Source organism: Weissella sp. ESL1177, assembly GCF_058107185.1.
Genome location: NZ_CM176591.1, coordinates 1,041,891 through 1,063,439 on the forward strand (window position 1 = coordinate 1,041,891; position 21,549 = coordinate 1,063,439).

The 21,549-nt window shown below is 36.7% G+C and carries 19 protein-coding genes; 1 reads left to right on the plus strand and 18 read right to left on the minus strand.

The features are described from left to right. Positions 1-87: 87 nt before the first annotated feature. The gene (uvrC, locus tag AC3B5D_RS04990) at positions 88-1,881 is read right to left on the minus strand and encodes an excinuclease ABC subunit UvrC (protein ID WP_489841100.1); all 1,794 of its coding nucleotides are present in this window, start codon (positions 1,879-1,881) and stop codon (positions 88-90) included. A 122-nt stretch (positions 1,882-2,003) separates the two neighbouring features. On the opposite strand from uvrC, the gene AC3B5D_RS04995 reads away from it, so the two are divergent. Further along, positions 2,004-2,135, plus strand: coding sequence for a hypothetical protein (locus AC3B5D_RS04995; protein ID WP_489841099.1), 132 nt, complete (start codon positions 2,004-2,006; stop codon positions 2,133-2,135). Between the two features lie 233 nt (positions 2,136-2,368). Here AC3B5D_RS04995 and AC3B5D_RS05000 read toward each other — a convergent pair whose 3' ends face one another. The 17 genes from AC3B5D_RS05000 to AC3B5D_RS05080 all read right to left on the minus strand — a co-directional run bounded on the left by AC3B5D_RS05000 (position 2,369) and on the right by AC3B5D_RS05080 (position 21,444). Continuing rightward, complete coding sequence (locus tag AC3B5D_RS05000; RefSeq protein ID WP_489841098.1) at positions 2,369-3,619, minus strand: ABC transporter permease; 1,251 nt, start codon at positions 3,617-3,619, stop codon at positions 2,369-2,371. Then, positions 3,612-4,514, minus strand: coding sequence for an ABC transporter ATP-binding protein (locus AC3B5D_RS05005; protein WP_489841097.1), 903 nt, complete (start codon positions 4,512-4,514; stop codon positions 3,612-3,614). The genes AC3B5D_RS05000 and AC3B5D_RS05005 overlap by 8 nt, the downstream gene beginning before the upstream one ends. A gap of 214 nt (positions 4,515-4,728) precedes the next feature. Further along, positions 4,729-7,479, minus strand: coding sequence for a DNA translocase FtsK (locus AC3B5D_RS05010; RefSeq protein ID WP_489841096.1), 2,751 nt, complete (start codon positions 7,477-7,479; stop codon positions 4,729-4,731). A 34-nt stretch (positions 7,480-7,513) separates the two neighbouring features. Beyond that, complete coding sequence (locus tag AC3B5D_RS05015) at positions 7,514-8,029, minus strand: tRNA (cytidine(34)-2'-O)-methyltransferase (protein WP_489841095.1); 516 nt, start codon at positions 8,027-8,029, stop codon at positions 7,514-7,516. A gap of 124 nt (positions 8,030-8,153) precedes the next feature. After that, entirely contained in the window at positions 8,154-9,296 is a 1,143-nt protein-coding gene (locus tag AC3B5D_RS05020; RefSeq protein ID WP_489841094.1) for an AI-2E family transporter, read from the minus strand. 123 nt (positions 9,297-9,419) lie between these two features. Continuing rightward, positions 9,420-10,445, minus strand: a complete 1,026-nt coding sequence (locus AC3B5D_RS05025; protein ID WP_489841093.1) for a lactonase family protein — start codon at positions 10,443-10,445, stop codon at positions 9,420-9,422. 249 nt (positions 10,446-10,694) lie between these two features. Continuing rightward, positions 10,695-12,779 (minus strand): glycine--tRNA ligase subunit beta, encoded by a 2,085-nt coding sequence (glyS, locus tag AC3B5D_RS05030; protein ID WP_489841092.1) that lies wholly within the window; start codon positions 12,777-12,779, stop codon positions 10,695-10,697. Position 12,780: 1 nt separating this feature from the next. Then, a complete protein-coding gene (gene glyQ / locus AC3B5D_RS05035; RefSeq protein WP_489841091.1) occupies positions 12,781-13,707 on the minus strand; it encodes a glycine--tRNA ligase subunit alpha in 927 nt (308 codons plus the stop codon). A 364-nt stretch (positions 13,708-14,071) separates the two neighbouring features. Then, the gene (locus AC3B5D_RS05040; RefSeq protein ID WP_489841090.1) at positions 14,072-15,652 is read right to left on the minus strand and encodes an amidase family protein; all 1,581 of its coding nucleotides are present in this window, start codon (positions 15,650-15,652) and stop codon (positions 14,072-14,074) included. 169 nt (positions 15,653-15,821) lie between these two features. Further along, entirely contained in the window at positions 15,822-16,607 is a 786-nt protein-coding gene (recO, locus tag AC3B5D_RS05045; RefSeq protein ID WP_489841089.1) for a DNA repair protein RecO, read from the minus strand. Positions 16,608-16,827: 220 nt separating this feature from the next. Then, complete coding sequence (gene era, locus AC3B5D_RS05050) at positions 16,828-17,736, minus strand: GTPase Era (protein WP_489841088.1); 909 nt, start codon at positions 17,734-17,736, stop codon at positions 16,828-16,830. A gap of 26 nt (positions 17,737-17,762) precedes the next feature. Further along, positions 17,763-18,188, minus strand: a complete 426-nt coding sequence (locus AC3B5D_RS05055; RefSeq protein ID WP_489841087.1) for a diacylglycerol kinase family protein — start codon at positions 18,186-18,188, stop codon at positions 17,763-17,765. Next, the gene (gene ybeY / locus AC3B5D_RS05060) at positions 18,172-18,654 is read right to left on the minus strand and encodes an rRNA maturation RNase YbeY (protein ID WP_489841086.1); all 483 of its coding nucleotides are present in this window, start codon (positions 18,652-18,654) and stop codon (positions 18,172-18,174) included. The genes AC3B5D_RS05055 and ybeY overlap by 17 nt, the downstream gene beginning before the upstream one ends. A gap of 2 nt (positions 18,655-18,656) precedes the next feature. Next, positions 18,657-19,643 carry a PhoH family protein gene (locus AC3B5D_RS05065; protein WP_489841085.1) on the minus strand — a complete coding sequence of 329 codons (987 nt, stop codon included), beginning with the start codon at positions 19,641-19,643 and terminating at the stop codon, positions 18,657-18,659. Between the two features lie 98 nt (positions 19,644-19,741). Continuing rightward, positions 19,742-20,182 (minus strand): GatB/YqeY domain-containing protein, encoded by a 441-nt coding sequence (locus AC3B5D_RS05070; protein ID WP_489841084.1) that lies wholly within the window; start codon positions 20,180-20,182, stop codon positions 19,742-19,744. A gap of 73 nt (positions 20,183-20,255) precedes the next feature. Continuing rightward, on the minus strand, positions 20,256-20,441 hold the full coding sequence (rpsU, locus tag AC3B5D_RS05075; RefSeq protein WP_002828392.1) for a 30S ribosomal protein S21: 186 nt from the start codon (positions 20,439-20,441) through the stop codon (positions 20,256-20,258). A 121-nt stretch (positions 20,442-20,562) separates the two neighbouring features. Continuing rightward, on the minus strand, positions 20,563-21,444 hold the full coding sequence (locus AC3B5D_RS05080; protein WP_489841083.1) for a YitT family protein: 882 nt from the start codon (positions 21,442-21,444) through the stop codon (positions 20,563-20,565). Positions 21,445-21,549 lie beyond the last annotated feature (105 nt).

Consider the following 21,549-nt stretch of genomic DNA (forward strand, 5'->3'; position numbering starts at 1 on the left):
ATGACCTCACTTTCTTTATAGCTTTACTCTAGCCAACTGTAAACTGTCGAATTACATTTTACAGCACTTTCTAATGTTTGACTACCATTACTCATCATGATGTTGCATTGCTGCCAATGAAATCTTAATATTGTTTGCAACTTTTTCAGATATCCCCAGTTGTTTTAATTCTGTAATCGACGCTTGTGCCATCTTACTCATTGACCCATATTTCGATAATAATTTTTGTCTTGTTTTCGGACCAACACCAGCAATGCCATCTAAACGTGAACCTAATGAACTTTTTGAATGCAACTGACGGTGAAAAGTAATGACAAAACGATGCACTTCATCTTGAATTCGCTGTAGCAAATAAAACCCTTGTGAATTGGGATCTAAATGTACATGAGTTGCACCTTCTTCTTGTAACAAATCAGCAGTTTTATGTTGTTCATTCTTAACCATTGCTGCTACCGGAATGTTCAATCCTAATTCATCTTCAATAACTTCTTTTGCTGCATTTAATTGGATGACACCACCATCCATTAAAATAAGATCTGGTAGTTCACCGTGCTCTTTTAGTAATCGCGAGTAACGTCGTCGAATAACTTCCATAGTCTCTGCTCGCTCATCCGCATGTGCAACTGTTTTATTTTTGTATTTACGATATTTATTCTTATTTGGTAGACCATCTTCAAAAACAACCATTGCAGATACCATATCCGCTCCCTGTAAATGAGAATGATCAAATGCCTCAATACGATGAATTTTTGGAATGGCTAAAGCATCAGCTATCTCTTGCATTGCCCCACTTGTTTTGGATTCATTCATCTCTAATAATCGAAATTTTTCACCTAAAACAATTTTGGCATTTTTACCTGCCAATTCTAGTAATGCCTTTTTTTCACCCCGTTGTGGTGTCCGCACAGGTATTTGCAAAACCTCAGCAATTACTTTTTTATCAACACCACTAGGTACTAAAATCTCTTTTGGCAATACTGCATTTCGCCGATTATAAAATTGTAAGATAAAACTTGTTAATTCTTCTTCAGCTGACGCAACAATCGCAAATAACCGTTTTTCACGTTTCATTAAACGTGCTTGTCTAATAAAGAAAACCTGAACAGATAACCAGCCTTTATCCATATAGAAATTGAATATATCACGAGGTGTACCATCACGTGATATAATTTTTTGCTTTTCAACAGTTGCTTCAATAAACTTTAACTGATCCCGTAAATCTGCGGCCCGTTCATAAGCCATGTTTGCGGCAGCTTCATTCATTTTTTTCTGAAGCATTTTTATCACAGCTTTTGTATCACCATCTAAAAATCGTTTAATCTTTTTGATCTGTGCATCATACGTTGCAACCGGTACTTCCTGATAGCAAGCCCCTAAGCATTGACCAATATTTGCGTACAGACAAGGTCGCCCTTGATAACCATGACAACGACGCAAAGGGTATACTTTTTGTAAAAAATGTAATGTCTCCTGTGCCGCATAAACGTTAGGATAAGGACCAAAATAATGTCCACCATCATCTACAACTTCATTGGCTAATAAAATCTGTGGATCTCGTTCTGCCGTAATTTTAATGTACGGATAACCTGTGCCCCGCTTTAAACGAATATTGTAATAGGGTTGATATTTTTGTATTAAGGTAATTTCTAATAATAAGGATTCCTTTTCCGAACTTGTCACAATAAAATCAAAATCTGCAATATTTTCTACTAACTGAGCTGTTTTTCCTGTATGCTCGCTCTTAAAATAAGAACGCACTCTATTTTTTAAATTTTTGGCTTTACCAACATAAATAATCTTGCCGTTCTTATCTTTCATTTGATAAGAACCTGGTAAATCTGGCAGTAAAGCCAATTTTTGTTCAATATGTTCTGATGCCATCAATACGCCTTTCTTAACTCTTAGCTGACAATCGATGTCTGTCTAATGACATTTGGTCGTTTAACCATACTTTAACAAAACATGCTATAATAATGCTAATTATTAATTAGGAGGTCCTTTACATGCCATTACAAACAAAAAGAAATGACGAATTATCTCGTCAAATTGACGAAGTGTTTGACATTCCTGATTTGAAAGATAAAGACAAAGATCGTTTTCTTGGAAAAAGTAACAGTGCAAAAAATAACAAGTAATTTTATAAATGACTAGTACAAAAATATTGTCCTAGGTAAAAACGAATCGTCAATTGACCATCTAAAATAGTCAATTGACGATCTTTTTATATCTAAAAGAACTAAAAATATACTTGATAATAACCATAAGAGACGTCAATTTTTAATCTGCTACTGTTCACATTTTTCCTAATCACCTATACATCATAACAACCTCATGCTACTTTCACAATAGCATGAGGTTGTCACCCTTATTAGTCTTCAAATTTTTTTTTACTGAATAGTCCCTTAAGGCTCAACAATGCAGCTTTCGTAATATTACCATCAGTGTAAGTAAGGACATTTTGCTTATAAACACGTAACCCATACTTCGCTAAAAATACCAATACAACTAATTCCAATCCCAATGCAATCAATGCATCAGTTAAGTTTGCGTATTGCAAACCTAAACGTGCAGGCATCAACGTTTGTGAGATGAAGGGTACATAAGACAAAATATTAATTAGCATATTATGTGGTTGACCTTCCAATATAAAAGTTAAGATATAGCCAATCATTGCAACATAAGTGATTGGTGATACGGCCTGTTGTACTTGACTCAAATCGTTAATCATTGCCGCAATAATAGCTGTTAAAATCATATGCAAGAAAATACCCACGATTGCTAATAAGCCAGCCATTATTGCAAAATTAACATCAACACCCGTTAACATTTTTTCGGTTGTCTTTAAGTATTTATTATCTGGCATAAATAGTGCCACACCGCCTGCTGCAATAATGTACACCAAACCGTGTGTCACTGCCAGTGCAGCCACACCCAATAATTTGCCAAAAAATTGAACGCCTGGTGAAGTAACTGCCAGAAGAATTTCCATTATTCGTGATGACTTTTCATTAGCAATTTCTTGTGCAATTATGCCGACATAGGCTGTTAGGAAAATAAAAATAAAAATTCCCAAACCAGCTGCTAGCATGCTATTTGCCATATTTGACGACGACCCACCAGCAGCAGATTTACCATTATGGCTATAGATAGTTGACTGAAATTTTGATGGTTGGACTAAGCGTTGCAATTGCGCTGTACTTAAATTTAATTTGGCAGCTTGCATCACCATTTGATACTGATTTAGATTTGTTTTCAAAGCATCCTCAGATAAAGATTCCGCATTGGCTGACATTGTCAAATGATAGTGGTCATTATTTGACGTTAAATAACCGTCAATTTTGTCATTTTTTAATAATTGTTTCGCTTCCTTTTCCGTTGCCAAATTTTTATATTTCGCACCAACAGACTTATCTTTTTTCAAGTAGGTTGCTAACGTCGTATTATGAACAACAGCTACGGTTGGCTTTTCATGACTTTGTGTTGCATTCATGATAAACACAATACCTGCAATGACCAACAGAATAATGATTGGTGCTAAAACAACTGACCAAAAGCCAAATGTTTTTAAGCGATTTAAATAAGTTTGACGCGCAACTAAAAATAATTGATGATTATTCATTTGATTCACCTCCAATTACCTCACGTCGAAAAATTTCATCTAATGTTGGGGGCTGTTGGGCAAAAACCGGCACGTATCCATCTTGAGCAACCAATTTAAACACATCCTTGCCAACTTCTTCTCGAGCCAACTTTAATTGCCGTCCATGTCCTGTTTTCTTTAATGTAACAACACCTGGAATCGCCAATAAATCATGATCACTAACTGTTGACTCTATATAAAGCTCACTACGTCCAAATGACTCTCTAATTTTAGTCAGATTACCACTTAAAACTGTTTTCCCATGTTTAAGCATCAATAATTCATCTGACAATTTTTCAACACCACTCATGTTATGTGAACTAAAAATAATCATTGCACCGTTTTGCTTCAAACGTAAAATTTCATTCATCATTAATTGTGCATTAACGGGATCGAGTCCTGTGAATGGTTCATCTAAAATTAACAATGATGGTTCTGTAATGACAGTTGCGATGAGTTGGACCTTTTGTGCATTTCCTTTCGAAAGACTTTGTACTTTGTCTGAAGTCTTTCCAACTACATCAAGTTGTTTCATCCAATATTTTAATTTTTCTTTCGCTTCACTTTTGGCCATGCCGTGTAATTCGGCAAAATAAAGAACTTGCTGTTCAATGGTTAATTTTTGATATAATCCTCGTTCTTCAGGTAAAAAACCAATATTTTGTTTATCTCGACTTGTGATGTTATGACCATCCCACAAGATTGTCCCTTCAGTTGGCTTGATAAAGTCCAACATCATACGAAATGTTGTCGTTTTACCAGCACCATTTTGACCGATTAAACCAACAACGTGTCCTGGTATTAATGTCATATTCATATGGTCTACAGCGACTTTGTCACCAAATTTTTTTATTAAATTCTTCAATTCAATCATCAACCAACCTCCTTTGTTTCATTGCCCTTTTTTATTTATCAGTCGCTAATGTTGATAGAATAACATATTTCAAGCGATAATATGGCCATCTAATGCAAATGCCTCTTCGGTGCAATACTTTATTAAAAAAGTCGGAAATTCCCAAATAAACAGGAAACTCCGACAATCATCCAGTAAAGACCCTCAAGCTAATCTTTTTCTATCACCATTACTGTTACTGTGCATTTTTCTTAAAACGATCCATCATTTCTGGTGTAAACTTTAATTCACGTGGCTTTGACCCATTTGCAGGTCCGATTAAACCACGGTCTTCTAGTGAATCAATGATCCGACCAGCTCGATTATAACCCATACCAAAATGACGTTGTATAGATGAGGTTGAGGCACCGCCTGCTCTGAGAATAAACTCTAACACGTCATCCCATTTTTCATCTAATTCATCAGCGCCAGAATGACTACCATTTTCTAAGGCTTGTACTTCATCATCAGACACTGACATTGACTCATCATATTGTGCACTACCTTGTTGTTTAATAAAATCAGTAATCGCTGCCACATCATCATCCGAAATAAACGCTCCTTGAACACGTTGCGGACCATTAGAACCAATTGGTGAAAATAACATATCACCACGACCTAATAGTTTTTCAGCACCATTACTGTCTAAAATTGTTCGTGAATCAACCCCTGAAGAAACAGCAAAAGCCATCCGTGAAGGCACATTCGCTTTAATTAATCCTGTAATGATATCAACTGACGGCCGTTGCGTGGCAACAATCATATGAATACCCGCTGCACGACCAAGTTGTGCAATACGTACAATGGCATTCTCAACATCTCCAGACACAGAAGACGTCATCATCAAATCAGCCAACTCATCAATGATAACAACCAAATAAGGCATTTTTTGTGACACCACACCCTTATCTGTTTCATCACGTTTAGCAACTAACTTATTATAACCGTCAATATTTCGAACACCTTCTTCTGCCAATAATTTAAAGCGGCGATCCATCTCAGCAACCACTTTTTTCAAGCCTAAAGCTGCCTTTTTAGGATCTGAAACAACTGGTGTAATTAAGTGTGGAATGTCATTATAAACTGATAATTCAACTTTTTTCGGATCCACTAACATCAATCTAACTTGCGATGGTTTCGCCTGTAACAAAATAGAAGCTAAAATACCATTAATTGCAACTGATTTTCCAGATCCAGTTGACCCAGCAATTAACAAATGTGGCATTTTTGTTAAATCAACTTTAACAACACCACTTGTGACACCACGGCCAATAGGTACAACAAGTGGTTTTTCGGTATCAATTCCTGCTTCCTCAACCATATCTCTGAACCCAACAGTGGCTTGTTGATCGTTTGCAACTTCAATACCAACCACATTTTTACCTGGTATTGGCGCTTCAATACGTAACGATTTTGCTGCTAAAGCAAGTGCCAAATCATCAGCCAAATTTTGAATTTTAGAAACTTTGACACCCACTGCTGGCTTAATTTCGTATTGCGTAACTGTTGGCCCTAATACTACCTTTTCAACAGTCGCATTAATTTTAAAGCTCTGCAATGTTTGATGTAAAATTCTAGCTTTTTCACTAAGGGCATCACGTTCCTGTGACTGATCAGTTGAACCAATATGTTGCAACAATTGTGTCGTTGGTAACTGATAATGCTTATCCTCAACAATCGTACCCAAACCACTCGCATCAACATCTGGCGTTGGTTCTGTCATTGTTGAGGGTATGACATGTTTATTTGCATGATGAGTCACTTGCCGGTCAACCACTTGTGACGGTTGATCAAGAATGTCCACGTGTGATAACGGCACATCTTGACCTGGCAATAGTTCATCATCAGGCAAGTCTTCTCCATAAATAACCGGTGCAACTGGATCATCCGATTGGATAACTTGTTTTGAATCAAATGTTGGCGTGTCCGTTTTTGTTACTTTTACAGACTGATTTTTACTTATATTTGCTTGCTTTTGCTGCATCAATTCAGGATCAACTGCCATCGTTGCTTGTTGTTCATGTTGTGATGTTGGCGCAACAATTTCAGGCACAACAAACTTCGTTGCTTCATCGTCCGAATCTTCATTAGTTGACATGTTGTTTGAATTTAATTTATCAAAATTAATTTCACCTGATGATGATGCTTCTGGCATTGGCTTTTTTTTATGCCCTTGATGTGGTCCAAACGGATCTTCATTAAAAAAATCGTGCATTGCTTCTTGCTGACGATCTTTTTGTTTCGTACGAAATGTGTTAATCGATTCCGTTACCTTTTCATGTGCTGTTGTTGCTTGCGTTTGCACAAGATCACCTGCACCAGCAGCAAATGTGAAGAAGTTATCAAAGATACTACGCAATGATAATTTAAACATCACACCGATACCAGTAATTAATAAAATAATGGCAATGAACCATGAACCAAAATTACTCATTGAAAGGTAGGTATATTGATAAAGTACTGCGCCAATGATACCACCACCAACTGGTGTCGTCACTGCATGATTATTTAAATCTTGATTGATCAATTGTTGAATCGTTGCAACATAATCACTATGCAAATTCATTTTATTAAACAATAATATGGAACCAATTAGCATAATTCCTAAATAAAATAGAACAAAACCTAAATAGTGATGCCATTTCAAGCGAGGTGGCCATGTACCATATGCCATAACAACTAGAAACGGTAGCAATAAGACAACTAGTAAAAGCTGATACGAACCACCGACAAGTAAGCGAACCAAATTCGCCACCATTTTCCCAATTAGACCAACTTTGGCAATTGCTAAAACAGATAAAATAACAGCAATCAATCCTGAAATTTGCGGTAACCGCGAAATAAACCAATCTAGCGTTTCATTACTTTGTTTGCGCTTACGACTTGTTGTTTTCCGTGGTCGTCTTTTTACTGGTTGTTTTCTAGTGGTTGTTTTTTTATATGCCATATGAACCTCCTTTCTTAAATACTAATTTCTGCAACTATTTTAGTTTATCGTAATCATACGCATGCGTGAGGTCAAGATTAGGAAAATTCTGTTGACGCAATACTTCATAAATAATAATTGCGGCCGTATTTGATAAGTTTAATGAACGAATGTGTTCGTCGTTCTGTGGAATTCTTAATGCTTGATCTGGATGTTCCTTCATAAATGGCTCTGGTAACCCAGTTGTTTCTTTACCAAAAAGGAAATAATAATCATGGTCAGTATTCGTATAATTGGCTTGATGATATGATTTCTTTGCAAATTTTGAGATCAAAAATAATTCATCAGTCTCCTTCAAGGTTGCCATAAATGCTGGTAGATTCTTGTGAACAGTAATATCCACGTTATCCCAGTAATCCAAGCCCGCTCGTTTCACATGCTTATCATCCAATTTAAAACCTAATGGCTCAATTAAATCTAGTTTTGCATTTGTACCTGTTGCAGTTCTCGCAATATTACCTGTATTAGCTGGCATTAATGGCTCAAATAATACAATATGATTCGTACTCATAAATTTACTTCTCCTTCTATGGTTATCTTTTAACCAATACGTGTTTAATGCATACAAAAATAAGTATAGCACGGACTGTTCGTCACTTGTTCTATACTCAACAAAATTTATTAATGTTTTAAATCTACTCAGTTTCATTAAATAAGTTTGAATTTGCTTGCCACCAACTATAGAACCGGTAAATCAACACTTTTAAGATTGCATAACCTGGTACACCAAAAATGACACCTAGCACACCAAAAATATTACCTGCTGATAAAAGTACGACCAAAACAGTGACCGGGTGAATTTTTAATGACGACCCTAACAATTTTGGAGAAATAATTCGTCCCTCTAACGTTTGCTCAATCATAAAAACAATTAATACTGAAATTAGCATGACTGGTGACACAAAAATACCAACAACGATTGCTGGTACCATTGCTAAAAACGATCCTAGAAATGGAATGACGTTTAAAATACCAGCTACAATAGCAATTAACCAACCATACGGCAAACCAATAATTGTATAACCAATCGCAAACATAACCATCACTGCAAATGCAACTGAAATTTGACCACGAATATAATTTGAAATTTGCCGACTAATTTCTTTTAACGTTGCTAAAAATGAATTTCTTGCTTTAACTGGTAAAAATTTTGCCACATAATTTGGCATTTGATGACCATCTTTAAGCAAATAGAATAGAACAAATGGAAAAGTAATTATCGCAATAATAACGCTGGTAACAGTACCCACGACTGATGAGACACCGTGTAACCCTTTTTTCGCATATTCAGCTGAATAATCTTTTAACCAGCTGGATACTTCATCATTCGTATTATTAAACCATTTGTTTACCATATTAAATTGCTTATTAGATGTCAACTGGTCAACCATTTTAACAATTTTCTCCCAATAAATTGGCCATTGATCAACTAGACTAACAATTTGATTACTAATCCAAGGAATAAACACCGCTAATCCCCAAATAATTAGAAGAGCCAAGACAATAAATTGAAGCGAAATCGTGACAATTCTTGGTGCATTAAACCGTCGTTCCGCCCAATCTACCATTGGATTCAGCAAGAAATAGAAGACACCAGCAATAATAATGGGGGCACCAACTGCACGAAATAACTGTGCAATGGGATTAAATACAAAAGACACCTTATGCAACATAAAAATAATGATCAATAGTAATAAAATCATTAACATTGCTGACACAATTTTATTATCTAGTAACCAACGTTGAAAAATTGATTGATTCGTCTGTTTTTCTTTCATACTTTGCTCCTTTACAGTTTTTTACTTGGTTACTTATAAAAAAAGCACCCTTGGACATCATATAAAAGATATGCAGACCATAAAGGGTGTTTATAGATTCACATTTAGTAACAACAAACTTGTTTAAATAAATAGTACTCTGATTGCTTCTGGTACTTCAAAGTCTTTTTGGACAAGTACCAACTGACCAGTTTCACTATCACGTGAATAAACAGAAACATTATCTGTGTTTTGATTAGCTGCAATTAAAAAGTTTTCCTCTGGATTTAATGCAAAATCGCGTGGAAAATCACCTTCAGTTGAAATCCATTGTATATGTTCAACAGCTGACCCGTTTTCTTTAACAGCAAATACGGCAATTGAATTATGACCACGATTTGACGTATAAATAAAACGACCATCTTTTGAAACATAAATTGCAGCACCACCATTATGTGTATCCCAATCGTCTGGAATCATTGATACTGTTTGTAACAGAGTCATTGAGCCATCTTCATGGTATTCTAACACCGATAATTTTGATGACAACTCTCCTAATAGATAGGCATACTTGCCATCTGGGCTGAATCGAATATGGCGAGGTCCAAAACCAGCTTCAGTATTAAATGTGGCAACTAACGTTAACTTACCTTCATCTGATACATCAAAAGTCAGTACTTTATCAGCACCTAAATCTACAACCACAACTCGGTTATCTGGTGTTAAATTACTAAAATGAACATGTGTGCTATCTTGCTCAGGGCGTGGCCCATTACCTTCTGACTGGTACGTATCTGTTAATCTTAAATTACCATTATCTTCAATGGCATAAACATCTAACGTTCCCTTGTGGTAATTACCCGTGTAAACTAACTGACGATCCTCATCCACTGATACATACGCTGGTGCAGCGCCTTCACTTAAAATCTCTTGTTGCTTGGTCGCATTGCCATTAGCATAATCATAAACAGCCAGACCGCCCTCGCCATTTCCTTTATCAACTGCATAAAGTTTGTTTGCCTTGCTTAATGCTAAATAAGTTGGTGAGCCAAGCTCTGCCACCAAGTGTGCATTAGACAATTGTCCTAATTTGGTATCAAAATCTGCTGCATAAATTCCCTTTGAGACACGCTTTGTATAGGTTCCAAATAAAATGTGTTCTAATGCCATTAATTTGCTCGCTTTCTTACTTAAATTGTATTTTAAATCGCTTACATTATATCACATTTTGAATATCTAATTCAGTACTTATCACCACAAGTAAAACGCTCATTTTTTAAAATAAATCATGATGACTGAGAAACCATAAATTAATGCCCCTCATTGATTAAACATAACGTCTATTCGTATCCAAAAAAGACCGTTAATCAAGCACACCATAGAATGCTTGATTAATGGTCCCTATCCCTATTCAGAAAATTAATTTGACTTCACATCTAATGCCATAAAATTAGCGATTTTATCTGCTTCTTCAGATACTAATTGTAACGTTGCCAAGCGATTACGCTTGATTGCATCATCTTCAACCATAACCATTGTTTGATCAAAATAATCAGCAATTGCAGGTTGTAATGCTAACAGCGCTGATAACATATTATCGGTTGACAATGTGTCATTTAATAATACTGATATGGCATCGTATAATTGCTTTTCAGCATCATTTTCAAACAAGTTGGTATCCACGACTGCATCAGTTGGATTTTTTGTTGTCAAACGCATAACACGTGTTAATGATTCAACACCAGCACGGAAGTTGGCATCTTCGGCATGTGCCAACAACGTATGTGCTGAATCAAACATTTGTGTTGTATCTGTCAATTTACCAGTTGTGACAGCATTGATTACATCATAACGCACCTTATCTGTTTGCATGGCTTTCACCACACGGTCAGTTAAAAATGCAACAACATCAGAAACAACTGATGTCAAATTGTGAGCAACTTCTTGTGGTAAGCCATCGTCATTATCATCCTTCATAATTTGGTCAATAAAGGCATGCAAAATAGTATCAATGGTTAAATGCCACTCATTGGCGTGTAGAATATTGACAACACCTGAAGCAGCACGACGCAACGCATATGGATCATTTGACCCAGAAGGCATCATGTTACCAGCAAAGAATGATAACAAACTATCTAACTTATCAGCTAAAGCCAGTATTTTACCCAAAATAGACTCAGGTAGTTCACCTTCAGCTGAAACTGGCATGTAATGTTCTCGAATTGCTTGGGCAACTGCTGGTTCTTCTCCAAATAGCAAAGCATACTTTTCACCCATGACACCTTGTAATTCATCGAATTCACCAACCATACCAGTCATCAAATCAAATTTATAGATATTAGCTGCTCTGTTTAGCTGTTCATGTTGTTTAGTAGTCAATGAAAACTGTTGTCCAATAATCGCTGCCAAAACTTGCACTCGTTTTGTATGACTTGCAACAGAACCTAATTTTGCGTGGAATGATACCACTTGTAATTTATCATTGTAGAAGTCAATCGTGTGCTTTTGGTCTTCATGATAGAAGAATTTTGCATCTTCCAAACGAGCAACCAAAACCTTTTCATTACCAGCAATGACATTATCCAAATGTTCTGCATTACCATTACGGACAGAAACAAAATATGGCAATAATGCACCTGTTTCATCAACCACATGGAAAAAGCGTTGGTGTTCACGCATTGAAGTGATCAATACTTCATCTGGTAATTCCAAATATTCCGGATCAAAACTGCCGACAAACGCCGTTGGGTATTCAACAATATTATTAACCTCTTCCAACAAATCAGCATCTTTAACAACTTGCCAATGATTTTCTGCTGCAAGCATATTTATTTGAGCCACAATCTTAGCTTTACGTGCCTCAGCATCTGCTTGTACAAACACCCTTGTTAAATCATCTGCATAATCAGTCGCTGTAGCAATCTCAACCGGCTGACCTAAGAAACGGTGGCCGCGGGTTTCGCGACCTGACTTAACATCTAAAATGTCAAATGGTACAACGACATCATCTAACAATGCAACAATCCAACGAATGGGACGTACGTACTCAAACGTATGGCGAGCCCACTTCATCGTAGTCGTAAAAGTCATACTCGTCACAACATCTTTGATGCCTGTTAGTACTTCAGCAGCTGGTTTACCAGCCTCAAACTTTGTCACGTAAATGTAATCATTTCCTTTAAACTCTTTAAAAGTAATATCATCCGTTGTTAATCCCTGCCCACGAACAAAACCTTGTGCGGCACGTGAATAATTACCTTCTTTATCAAAAGCAGCTTTTTTCGCTGGTCCCTTCACTTCTTGTGTTAAATCATCCGCTTTGTCAGCAACTTCGGAAATTAAAATAGCAAGACGACGTGGTGTTGAGAAAGGCTTAATATCACCATATTGTAAGCGATTATCTTTCATAAAAGCTGCTGTACGAGTCACTAACTGATTAATTGACGGTGTCACTAAATGTGCCGGCATTTCTTCCAAACCAATTTCTAATAAAAAGTTTGCCATGTTAATTTTCCTCCTCATCAGCTGGTAGGTACTTTGCACGTAATGCCTCATCTTTTAATAAGGGAAAGCCTAGTTTTTTACGTTCATCAATAAATGCGCGAGCTACTGAACGAGCCATATTACGAATACGTGATAGATATTTCGCACGTTCAGTTACTGAAACAGTGCCACGAGCGTCTAATAAATTAAAGGTATGTGAAGATTTCAAAATATAGTCATATGCTGGATGAACTAACCCATCAGCTAACAATTTTTTTGCTTCAGCTTCATATTCATTAAAATGGCGAAGCAACATCTCTGAATCTGATTTTTCAAATGAATATACAGAGTGCTCGTATTCTGGTTCCTTAAAGATATCACCATACAGAACCCCATTTCCCCATTCAAGATCATAAACCGTTGGTACGTCTTGAATATATGATGCTAATCGTTCTAATCCGTATGTAATTTCTGAAGTAACGGCATCAACCTGAATACCACCAACTTGTTGGAAATAAGTAAATTGCGTCACTTCCATACCATCAAGCCAAATTTCCCAACCAATACCAGCAGCACCCATCGATGGATTTTCCCAGTTATCTTCCACAAAACGGATATCATGCACTAATGGATCAATTCCTAATGCTTTTAATGAGTTTAAATATAACTCTTGAATATTGTCTGGGGATGGCTTCATAACCACTTGAAATTGGTGGTGTTGATACAAACGATTTGGATTATCTCCATAACGACCATCAGCGGGACGACGTGAAGGCTCAACATAGGCTGCATGCCATGGCTCTGGACCGTTTGCTCTCAAAAAAGTATATGGACTCATCGTACCAGCACCTTTTTCAGTATCATAGGCTTCCATTAACATCGCACCTTGGTCAGCCCAAAACTTTTGCAACGTTAAGATGATATCTTGCACACTCATTTTTGTGCTCATTATGATAAATTCCTTTCTTTTGACCAGGTGAAGCCACTAAAAAACCCTACATCAACTATTCATTAGTTAATGTAGGGACGATAAATTCGCGGTTCCACCCTACTTCTAGTACTGACATACTAGCAGCTTTTTTAATTTCATTTGTTAACCAATAACGCCCCTTAATTAATATTAGACCATCCTCACATTAACGATAGTTTGCTGCACTAATAACAAATTAATTTTTTTATCGGTTTCGTAAGCTTTACAAGTAATAAGTTTAGCACGCCTTACTAACTTGTCAATATTCACAACCACTTTAAATTATTTTTAATTCGAAAATAAAAAGCATCCTTTTATAAATGAAAAAAGAATGCTTATTAATTTATTCTAAAAACTTTAATTGTTGGTGTTCTTCAAATAACTGACCTATCGCCAACAACAATTTGTCTTGACCCTTGGCAGCTTCAAATTGCACGCCAAGTGGTAAACCATTTTCAGAAACATATGTTGGCAAACTAATTGCGGGTTCACCAGAAACATTAGCTAGCTGAGTAAATGGTGTTTTTGTCAAACCATGTAACCAAGCATTATAAATTAATTCAATCTGATCTTCATGCGCCAATTTATCAATGTCATGTAATTGCATTACATGCTCTGGTAGATAAGCTGGATCACTATTTAGTGACGCAGTTTCTGCAGTCGTTGGGGTCAAATACAATGGATAATTTTCATGGAAAGTAGACATTTGTTGATCAACCAAATCGTTTTCTGCTGCCACTTCTGCCAACATCGAATCAGGTTGTTTCTTATCCGCTTGATACAAGGCCCAAGTCATTGGTGAAACATCATCAAATGCCATATCTTGCCCAGTTTTTTCCTTGATCATATCATTAGCATCCGTACCGGTTGGTGTCGATTCTGTATAGTAAGTCATCATTAACTTTTTACCATCAACAGGGGCATCTTTTTCTACCACTGTATAACCTTGATCACGCAAAAAAGCAACTGTCTCCATAACTGCATGCACAGCGTCCTCACTAACCGGGGTACCAACAGGTGACTTGATTGAGTAAGCAATTGGATATTTTTTCAAATCTTGTGGTGGCTCTTTAACCAACTCATGACGATTCTTTTCATTAATCATGCCATCAAAGTAACTTTGTAAATCACCAATATGCTTAGCATTAGCAAAATTTACTGATGATGGTACTGTGTCATCCCCAACGATAACGCCTTGCGTTGGTTTCAAACCAATAACCCCTGTCCAAGATGCTGGAATTCGCAACGAACCACCAGCATCATTACCAGTCGTTAATGGCACGATACTCTTAGCTAAACTAGCAACACCACCACCAGAAGAACCACCAGTATTATAGGCAAGATGCCATGGGTTATGAGCATCACCATAGAGCATTGATTTTGTAACATTTGTTAGACCAAGCTCTGGATAATTTGTTTGACCGATAATAATAAATCCTAGTGAACGTACCCGCTTAACATAATCTGACGTCTCCGTTGCGAGCTTACCCTTAAGTGGGACTAAGCCACGTGTATTAGATTCACCAGTTAGTTGTTGGCCAAGTCCTTTTATTAAGATTGGCACACCATAGAATGGTTGCCCAGTATCTTGCAAAGCTGCTGCTTCTCTCAGTGCCTGTTGTTCACGCAAAGAAATAACCGCATTTAAAGCCGGATTTTCTTTGTTTACTAAAGTCACCGCATGTTTAACTAATTGGCGACTAGTCACTTTGCCATCACGAATTATCTGTGCTAATTCACTTGCTGAAGCATTACGATACTGTTCATCAGAAATTGGTAAATCATCCTCATCATCTGGTTGATCAAATTTATTATCCTGAGCTGCTTTTATTTGTTTTATTAACGAAATACTACCAAGTACGGTCACTCCTAATAAAGCAGATAAAATTAGGCGACGTGCACGACCATTATGTGTTTGACTCATTAAGATTCCTCCTTAATAACGCAAAAATAATCACATATATTAAACACCGACTCCGCTTTTAGTGTAAGCGCTTTCAAAACATTAATCAACTAACGGCCTATGCTATTTGGTGTAATCAAAAAAGACGTCATTCCGATTATATTGGAATGACGTCCTAAACACTCTTCTCTCAGTTATCATCTACATGCGAATCTCGTTTTATCATACGATTTTGCCAACCAGTTAATTGTTGAATAAATGATTTTGCACGTAAATGAACACCAATCTGATCATCATATAGTTTATCCATAATACGTGCCATTTCTTGTTTAGTATGTGGTTGTAAATTTAATGATCCTAGTAATCTTAAATCAATTGCTGATAGCTTAGACAGTACACGTACAGCACGATGATCAGCATGCATACGATATGGATCAACTGCCCAATGTTGTTGACAAAGAGTACCATTATATTTTTCAGAAAAGTCCAATGGCAAATCACGACGACCACATATTGCACATTGACCCCATGTTAATTGAATACCAAATACTGGTAATAATTGCAGTTCAAAATAATTGGCAATGCCTTGTGGATCAAGCCCCTTTTGTAACTTTGTTACAGCCTCTGCTACTAAATCATACCATTTCGTGATTGGCTGATTATCAACAAACGCAGCATCGATTAAGCCGAGAATATATGTCATGTACGCATTTAAAACAATATCTGTCATTAAAAATGCAGTTGGTTTGGTTTCTTTAACATCATTAATAAAACTAAGGCCGTGCGTGTTGATCACACCTTCAAATGTCGCCATACTTAAAGGTTGCATCTCCGCTGAAAATTGATAACTTTTACTCTTACCAAAGCGCACATAAAACATTCGCTTACCAGCTTGTCGCGTTAGCATCTTAACAATTAAATCTTTTTCTTTATGGTCTCGTTGATATATCACGATTGCATCAAAAACTTCTGTCATTTAATCACCTATTAAAAATAGAGTGCGACAAAAACTGATTTGAATCCGGTGTGTAACACGGTTTGGACGGTTTGTGGTCGCAGACCCATGAAACGGGCAAATGCGTTACATTGAGGATTCAAGTTTTTGGAACACGTCCACATCTACATTATACAACAATCATTAATAGGTTAAGCAAAAGAGGGGGTTGCGACATAAAAGCCCAACCCCTTTTCCTTAACTAAATATCTGAATCTTCTTTGTAACCATATGATTGCAAAGCTTGTGGCTTATCACGCCAACGATCTTCAACCTTGACCCAAGTTTCAAGGAATATTTTATCTCCTAGTAGTCGTTCAATATCCTTACGTGCACGCGTGCCAATTTCTTTGATCATTGCACCTCGTTTACCAATCACAATATTTTTCTGACTAGGCCGTTCAACAACAATGGTCGCTTGCACATGAAGATGTTGTTCATCTTCGCGTTCAATTTTATCAATGACAACAGCAACTGAATGTGGTACTTCTTGTCGTGTCAATTCCAACACTTTTTCACGAATTAATTCGCTCATAATGAACCGCTCTGGGTGATCGGTAATTTGATCTGCAGGATAATATTGTGGACCAGCAGACATATGATTCATTGTAAATTGTAATAATTCAGGAACACCTTCACCGGTTAGCGCTGAAATTGGAAAGATCTCAGCAAAATCCATTTGTGCACTATAGTCGGCAATCTGATTTAAAACCTCAGCACGATCAATTAAATCAACCTTATTAATAATTAAATAAACGGGTGTGTTTGACTCTTTTAAGCGTTTAATGATAAAGTCATCCCCAACACCACGTTCCTGATCAGCATTCACTAACAGCCATACCATATCAGCTTCTCGTAAAGCTGACATCGCTGTTTTAACCATAAAGTCACCTAATGAATTATGTGGTTTATGAATACCTGGCGTGTCCATAAATACCAGTTGACCTTCATTAGTCGTATAAATACCTTGTATTTTATTACGTGTTGTTTGGGCTTTAGGTGACATGATTGCAATTTTTTCACCAATCATTTTATTCAAAAGGGTTGATTTACCAACATTTGGTCGACCAACTAAGGCAATAAAACCAGATTTAAACGCTTGTTCACTCATTAAAAACTCTCTCTATTTCTTTTATATTATCGAAAAACCATTTGTAAGTTAGGTAATAAATAAGGTTGAAAAATCAGTACACCAATAATAATTGCAAAAGCAACTGCTGCTAATACTCCGCCAGAAGCAACATCTTTGGCAACTTTTGCTAACGGATGATAATTCTCTCCAACAATCAAATCAACAATTGCTTCCACAACCGTATTCAAAAATTCAGCACTAATTACTGTAAAGACAGCAACAGAAATCCACAACCAATCTGAGCGTCCCAGATCAACGTAAATACCAACAATTAACACAACAAATGCTGCGAAAATATGAAAACGCATGTTCCGTTCACGAACTAATAATTCACCAATTCCAGCTAGGGCATGCCCAAATGCTTGCAAAAAATGCGAATTCTTTCGTACCTGTGCCTCTTCTTCTTTTTTCTTATTATCGTTTAAGTCCATAATTATCTAATATTTCACGCTGTAAATCAAACATGACTTTTTCGTCTGCTTCACTCCGCATGTGGTCGTATCCGTTTAAATGTAAAAATCCATGCACGACCAAAAATCCTAATTCACGTTCATAAGAATGCTCGAGGTATTCTGCTTGCTCACCAATTTTATCAACTGACACAATAATATCACCAATATTTTTTGCAATATCATCTGCCATATCATCATCCATCACTAATGGCATATCATCGCCATCATCTTCAATCGCAAAAGAGATGACATCCGTTGCTTTATCTAAACCACGATACTCGCGATTGTAACGTCGAATTTCATCATTATTGACAAAAGTAACTGACATTTCAGTATTATCTGGCAATGATAGATACTGCCCCGCGTAGTTTAAAACATCATTCACTAAGTTTATTTGTTCTTCTGGTACACCAGGTTTTGATTGATCAATTATTGCTAAATCCATATTTAATCCTTTTTGTTTATTTCATTTTGCTGTTCATCATATGCTTCATAGGCGTTAATAATTGCCCCAACAACTGGATGACGTACGACATCATCTGCGTGAAAAGTGACAAAAGCAATGTGATTAACTTCAGATAATACACGTTGCGCCTGAATTAATCCTGAACGAGTCTTTGTTGGTAAGTCAATTTGCGAAACATCACCATTAACTAGCATTGTCGAACCAAATCCTAAACGAGTTAAAAACATTTTCATCTGTTGTGGCGTTGTATTCTGTGCTTCATCTAATATGATAAATGCATTATCTAACGTTCGACCACGCATATAGGCAAGTGGTGCAATCTCAATTGTTTCTCGTTCCATGAGACGTTCTGTATGTTCTTTACCTAAAATTACATATAATGCATCATAAATGGGGCGCAAATAAGGATCTACTTTTTCTTTTAAGTCACCAGGTAAAAAGCCTAAACTTTCTCCAGCCTCAACTGCCGGACGAGTGATGATAATACGCTCAACATCCCCTCTTTTTAGAGCAGCCACTGCCATAACAACCGCTAAGTATGTTTTTCCAGTACCAGCAGGTCCAATACCAAAAGTAATATCATTTTGTCTAATTGCGTGTATATAACGACGTTGACCATAATTTTTAACTCTGACTGGACGCCCTTTCACATCACGCAATAAGGTTTCTGTATACATGTCTTCGAAATATTCAATCGTACCCTTTTCAGCCATTTTAATTGCCGAAACAATATCAGCTGGACTAATATTAATGCCTCGTTTGATTAAAGAAGTTAATGCTGAAACAACTGCTTGTGCTGCAACAACCTGCTCTGACTCACCTTTTATCGTCAATTGACTACCAAAAACTGATAAATTAACTGATAATCCTTCTTCAATTAATTTCAGATAGTTATCTTGTGGGCCAACCAAGCCAATTTCTTGTTCTGCATTTTCAAAATGATAAATTTTTTCAATCTGAGTTGCCAATCGTTAAATTCCTCACACTTCAAAGTATTAATTAAGTATAGTATACTCCAACCATTTATGTATCGGGGAAATCCCCGCTTTAATAATTATTTTAATCATTAAAGTAATGCTTGCACTTTTTGACTAACCAACTTACCATCAGCCTTTCCCTTAACTTTTGGCATCAAAGCTCCCATGACCTTACCCATATCCGCTTTGCTAGTTGCACCAACTTCGCGAATCGTTTCCTTCACGATCTCAGTTACTTCATCTTCAGTTAATTGTTCTGGCATATATTTTTCTAATACAGAGATTTGTTGTTGAATATTTGCAGCTAAGTCATCACGATTGGCTTCTTGATATGATGTTAGTTCTTCAACTCGTTGCTTCATTTCACGTGACAATACCGTCATTTCATCGACATCAGTTAAATCATGTCCTAATTTAATTTGTTCATTTGATAGCGCTGATTTAACCATACGAATGACGCTAAGCGTTTCTTTATCCTTAGCTTTCATTGCCGTTTTCATATCTTCTGTTAATTGTGCTAATAATCCCATGGTCTACTCCTAATTTGTTAATATAATACAACAAAGCCGGACTATCAACTAGGATAGCCCGGCACGAACCGTTTTACCGGCCCTTCTTGTTCTTACGCTTACGTGCGGCCTCAGCCTTTAACTTACGTTGTACTGATGGCTTAATGTAAAACTCACGCTTACGGTATTCTTGTAGAGTACCGTCCTTTGATACACCACGCTTAAAGCGACGGAGAGCATCATCAAGAGACTCATTCTTACGAACAACAGTCTTTGCCATAATGTTTACCCTCCCTTCACGTGTGAAGATTTCAACTTATATTTAATATATGTCGCACACTCTGTTCTTTACTATTTTATCAAAACAGTCATTTTTGTCAATATCAAGTTTAAAAAACAAGTTACAATTTAGGCTCATAAAAGCCACCAAAAATTCGATCAACTCGCCAAAGCGATGCCCAAGCCGTTGGATCAGTACGATAAATTGCTTCATGTAGCTCATATTGTTCATACATTGAAATGACTGTAAATAAAATTTCTTTCTTATGGTGGTTATACCCACCTTCGGCATGATGAATAATTGTAATGCCTCGACGAAGTTCATCTTGTATTGCGGCAATGACTTTCTCCGGTTGTTCTGTCACAATCATCACTTGCATTTTTTGTTGTCTCGTATAAACCAAATCGATAACTCGTGCATTAACAACCAACCCAATACCTGTAAACAAGGCATACTGAACACCAAACATCAATCCTGAAGCGATTAAGATGAAAAAATTAAATGTTAAATTAACCTTTCCCATCTTAGCACCCGTCTTACGACGTATTAAGATTCCAATAATATCTAACCCACCAGTAGATAGACCATTTCTTAAAGCAAATCCAGTACCAAAGCCATTGACAGCCCCACCAAATATCGCCATTGCTAATGGATCATCTGTCCACAACTGAGTCGGTTGTTTAATCCAATGCATCGCCAAAGCAGCAAGTAAAATTGCCAAAGCAGTAAAAATCGCAAATCGCTTTCCTATTTTTCGATATGCCAAAATAAATAATGGTAAATTAAGCATAACCAACCAAATGCCGACAGGAATTGACATACCAACTAATCTTGTCGTTAAAGTGTTTAATAATTGTGCTAATCCCGTAAACCCCGATGAATAAATGTGACCTGGAGTCCAAAAAAAGTTTAATGCGACAGCGGAAGCTAGTGCATAAACCATTGCACTGCCGATACGGCTGGAATATTGATGGTGATTTAAATACTGTTCTACCTGCTCCATTGTTCCTTTTCTTTCATGATATATAACGTGATAAGACCGTTTATGATTTTATCATTTCAAAAAAACCTAGCCAAATTATTTCTCTTATTTTTTACAAAGAAGAAA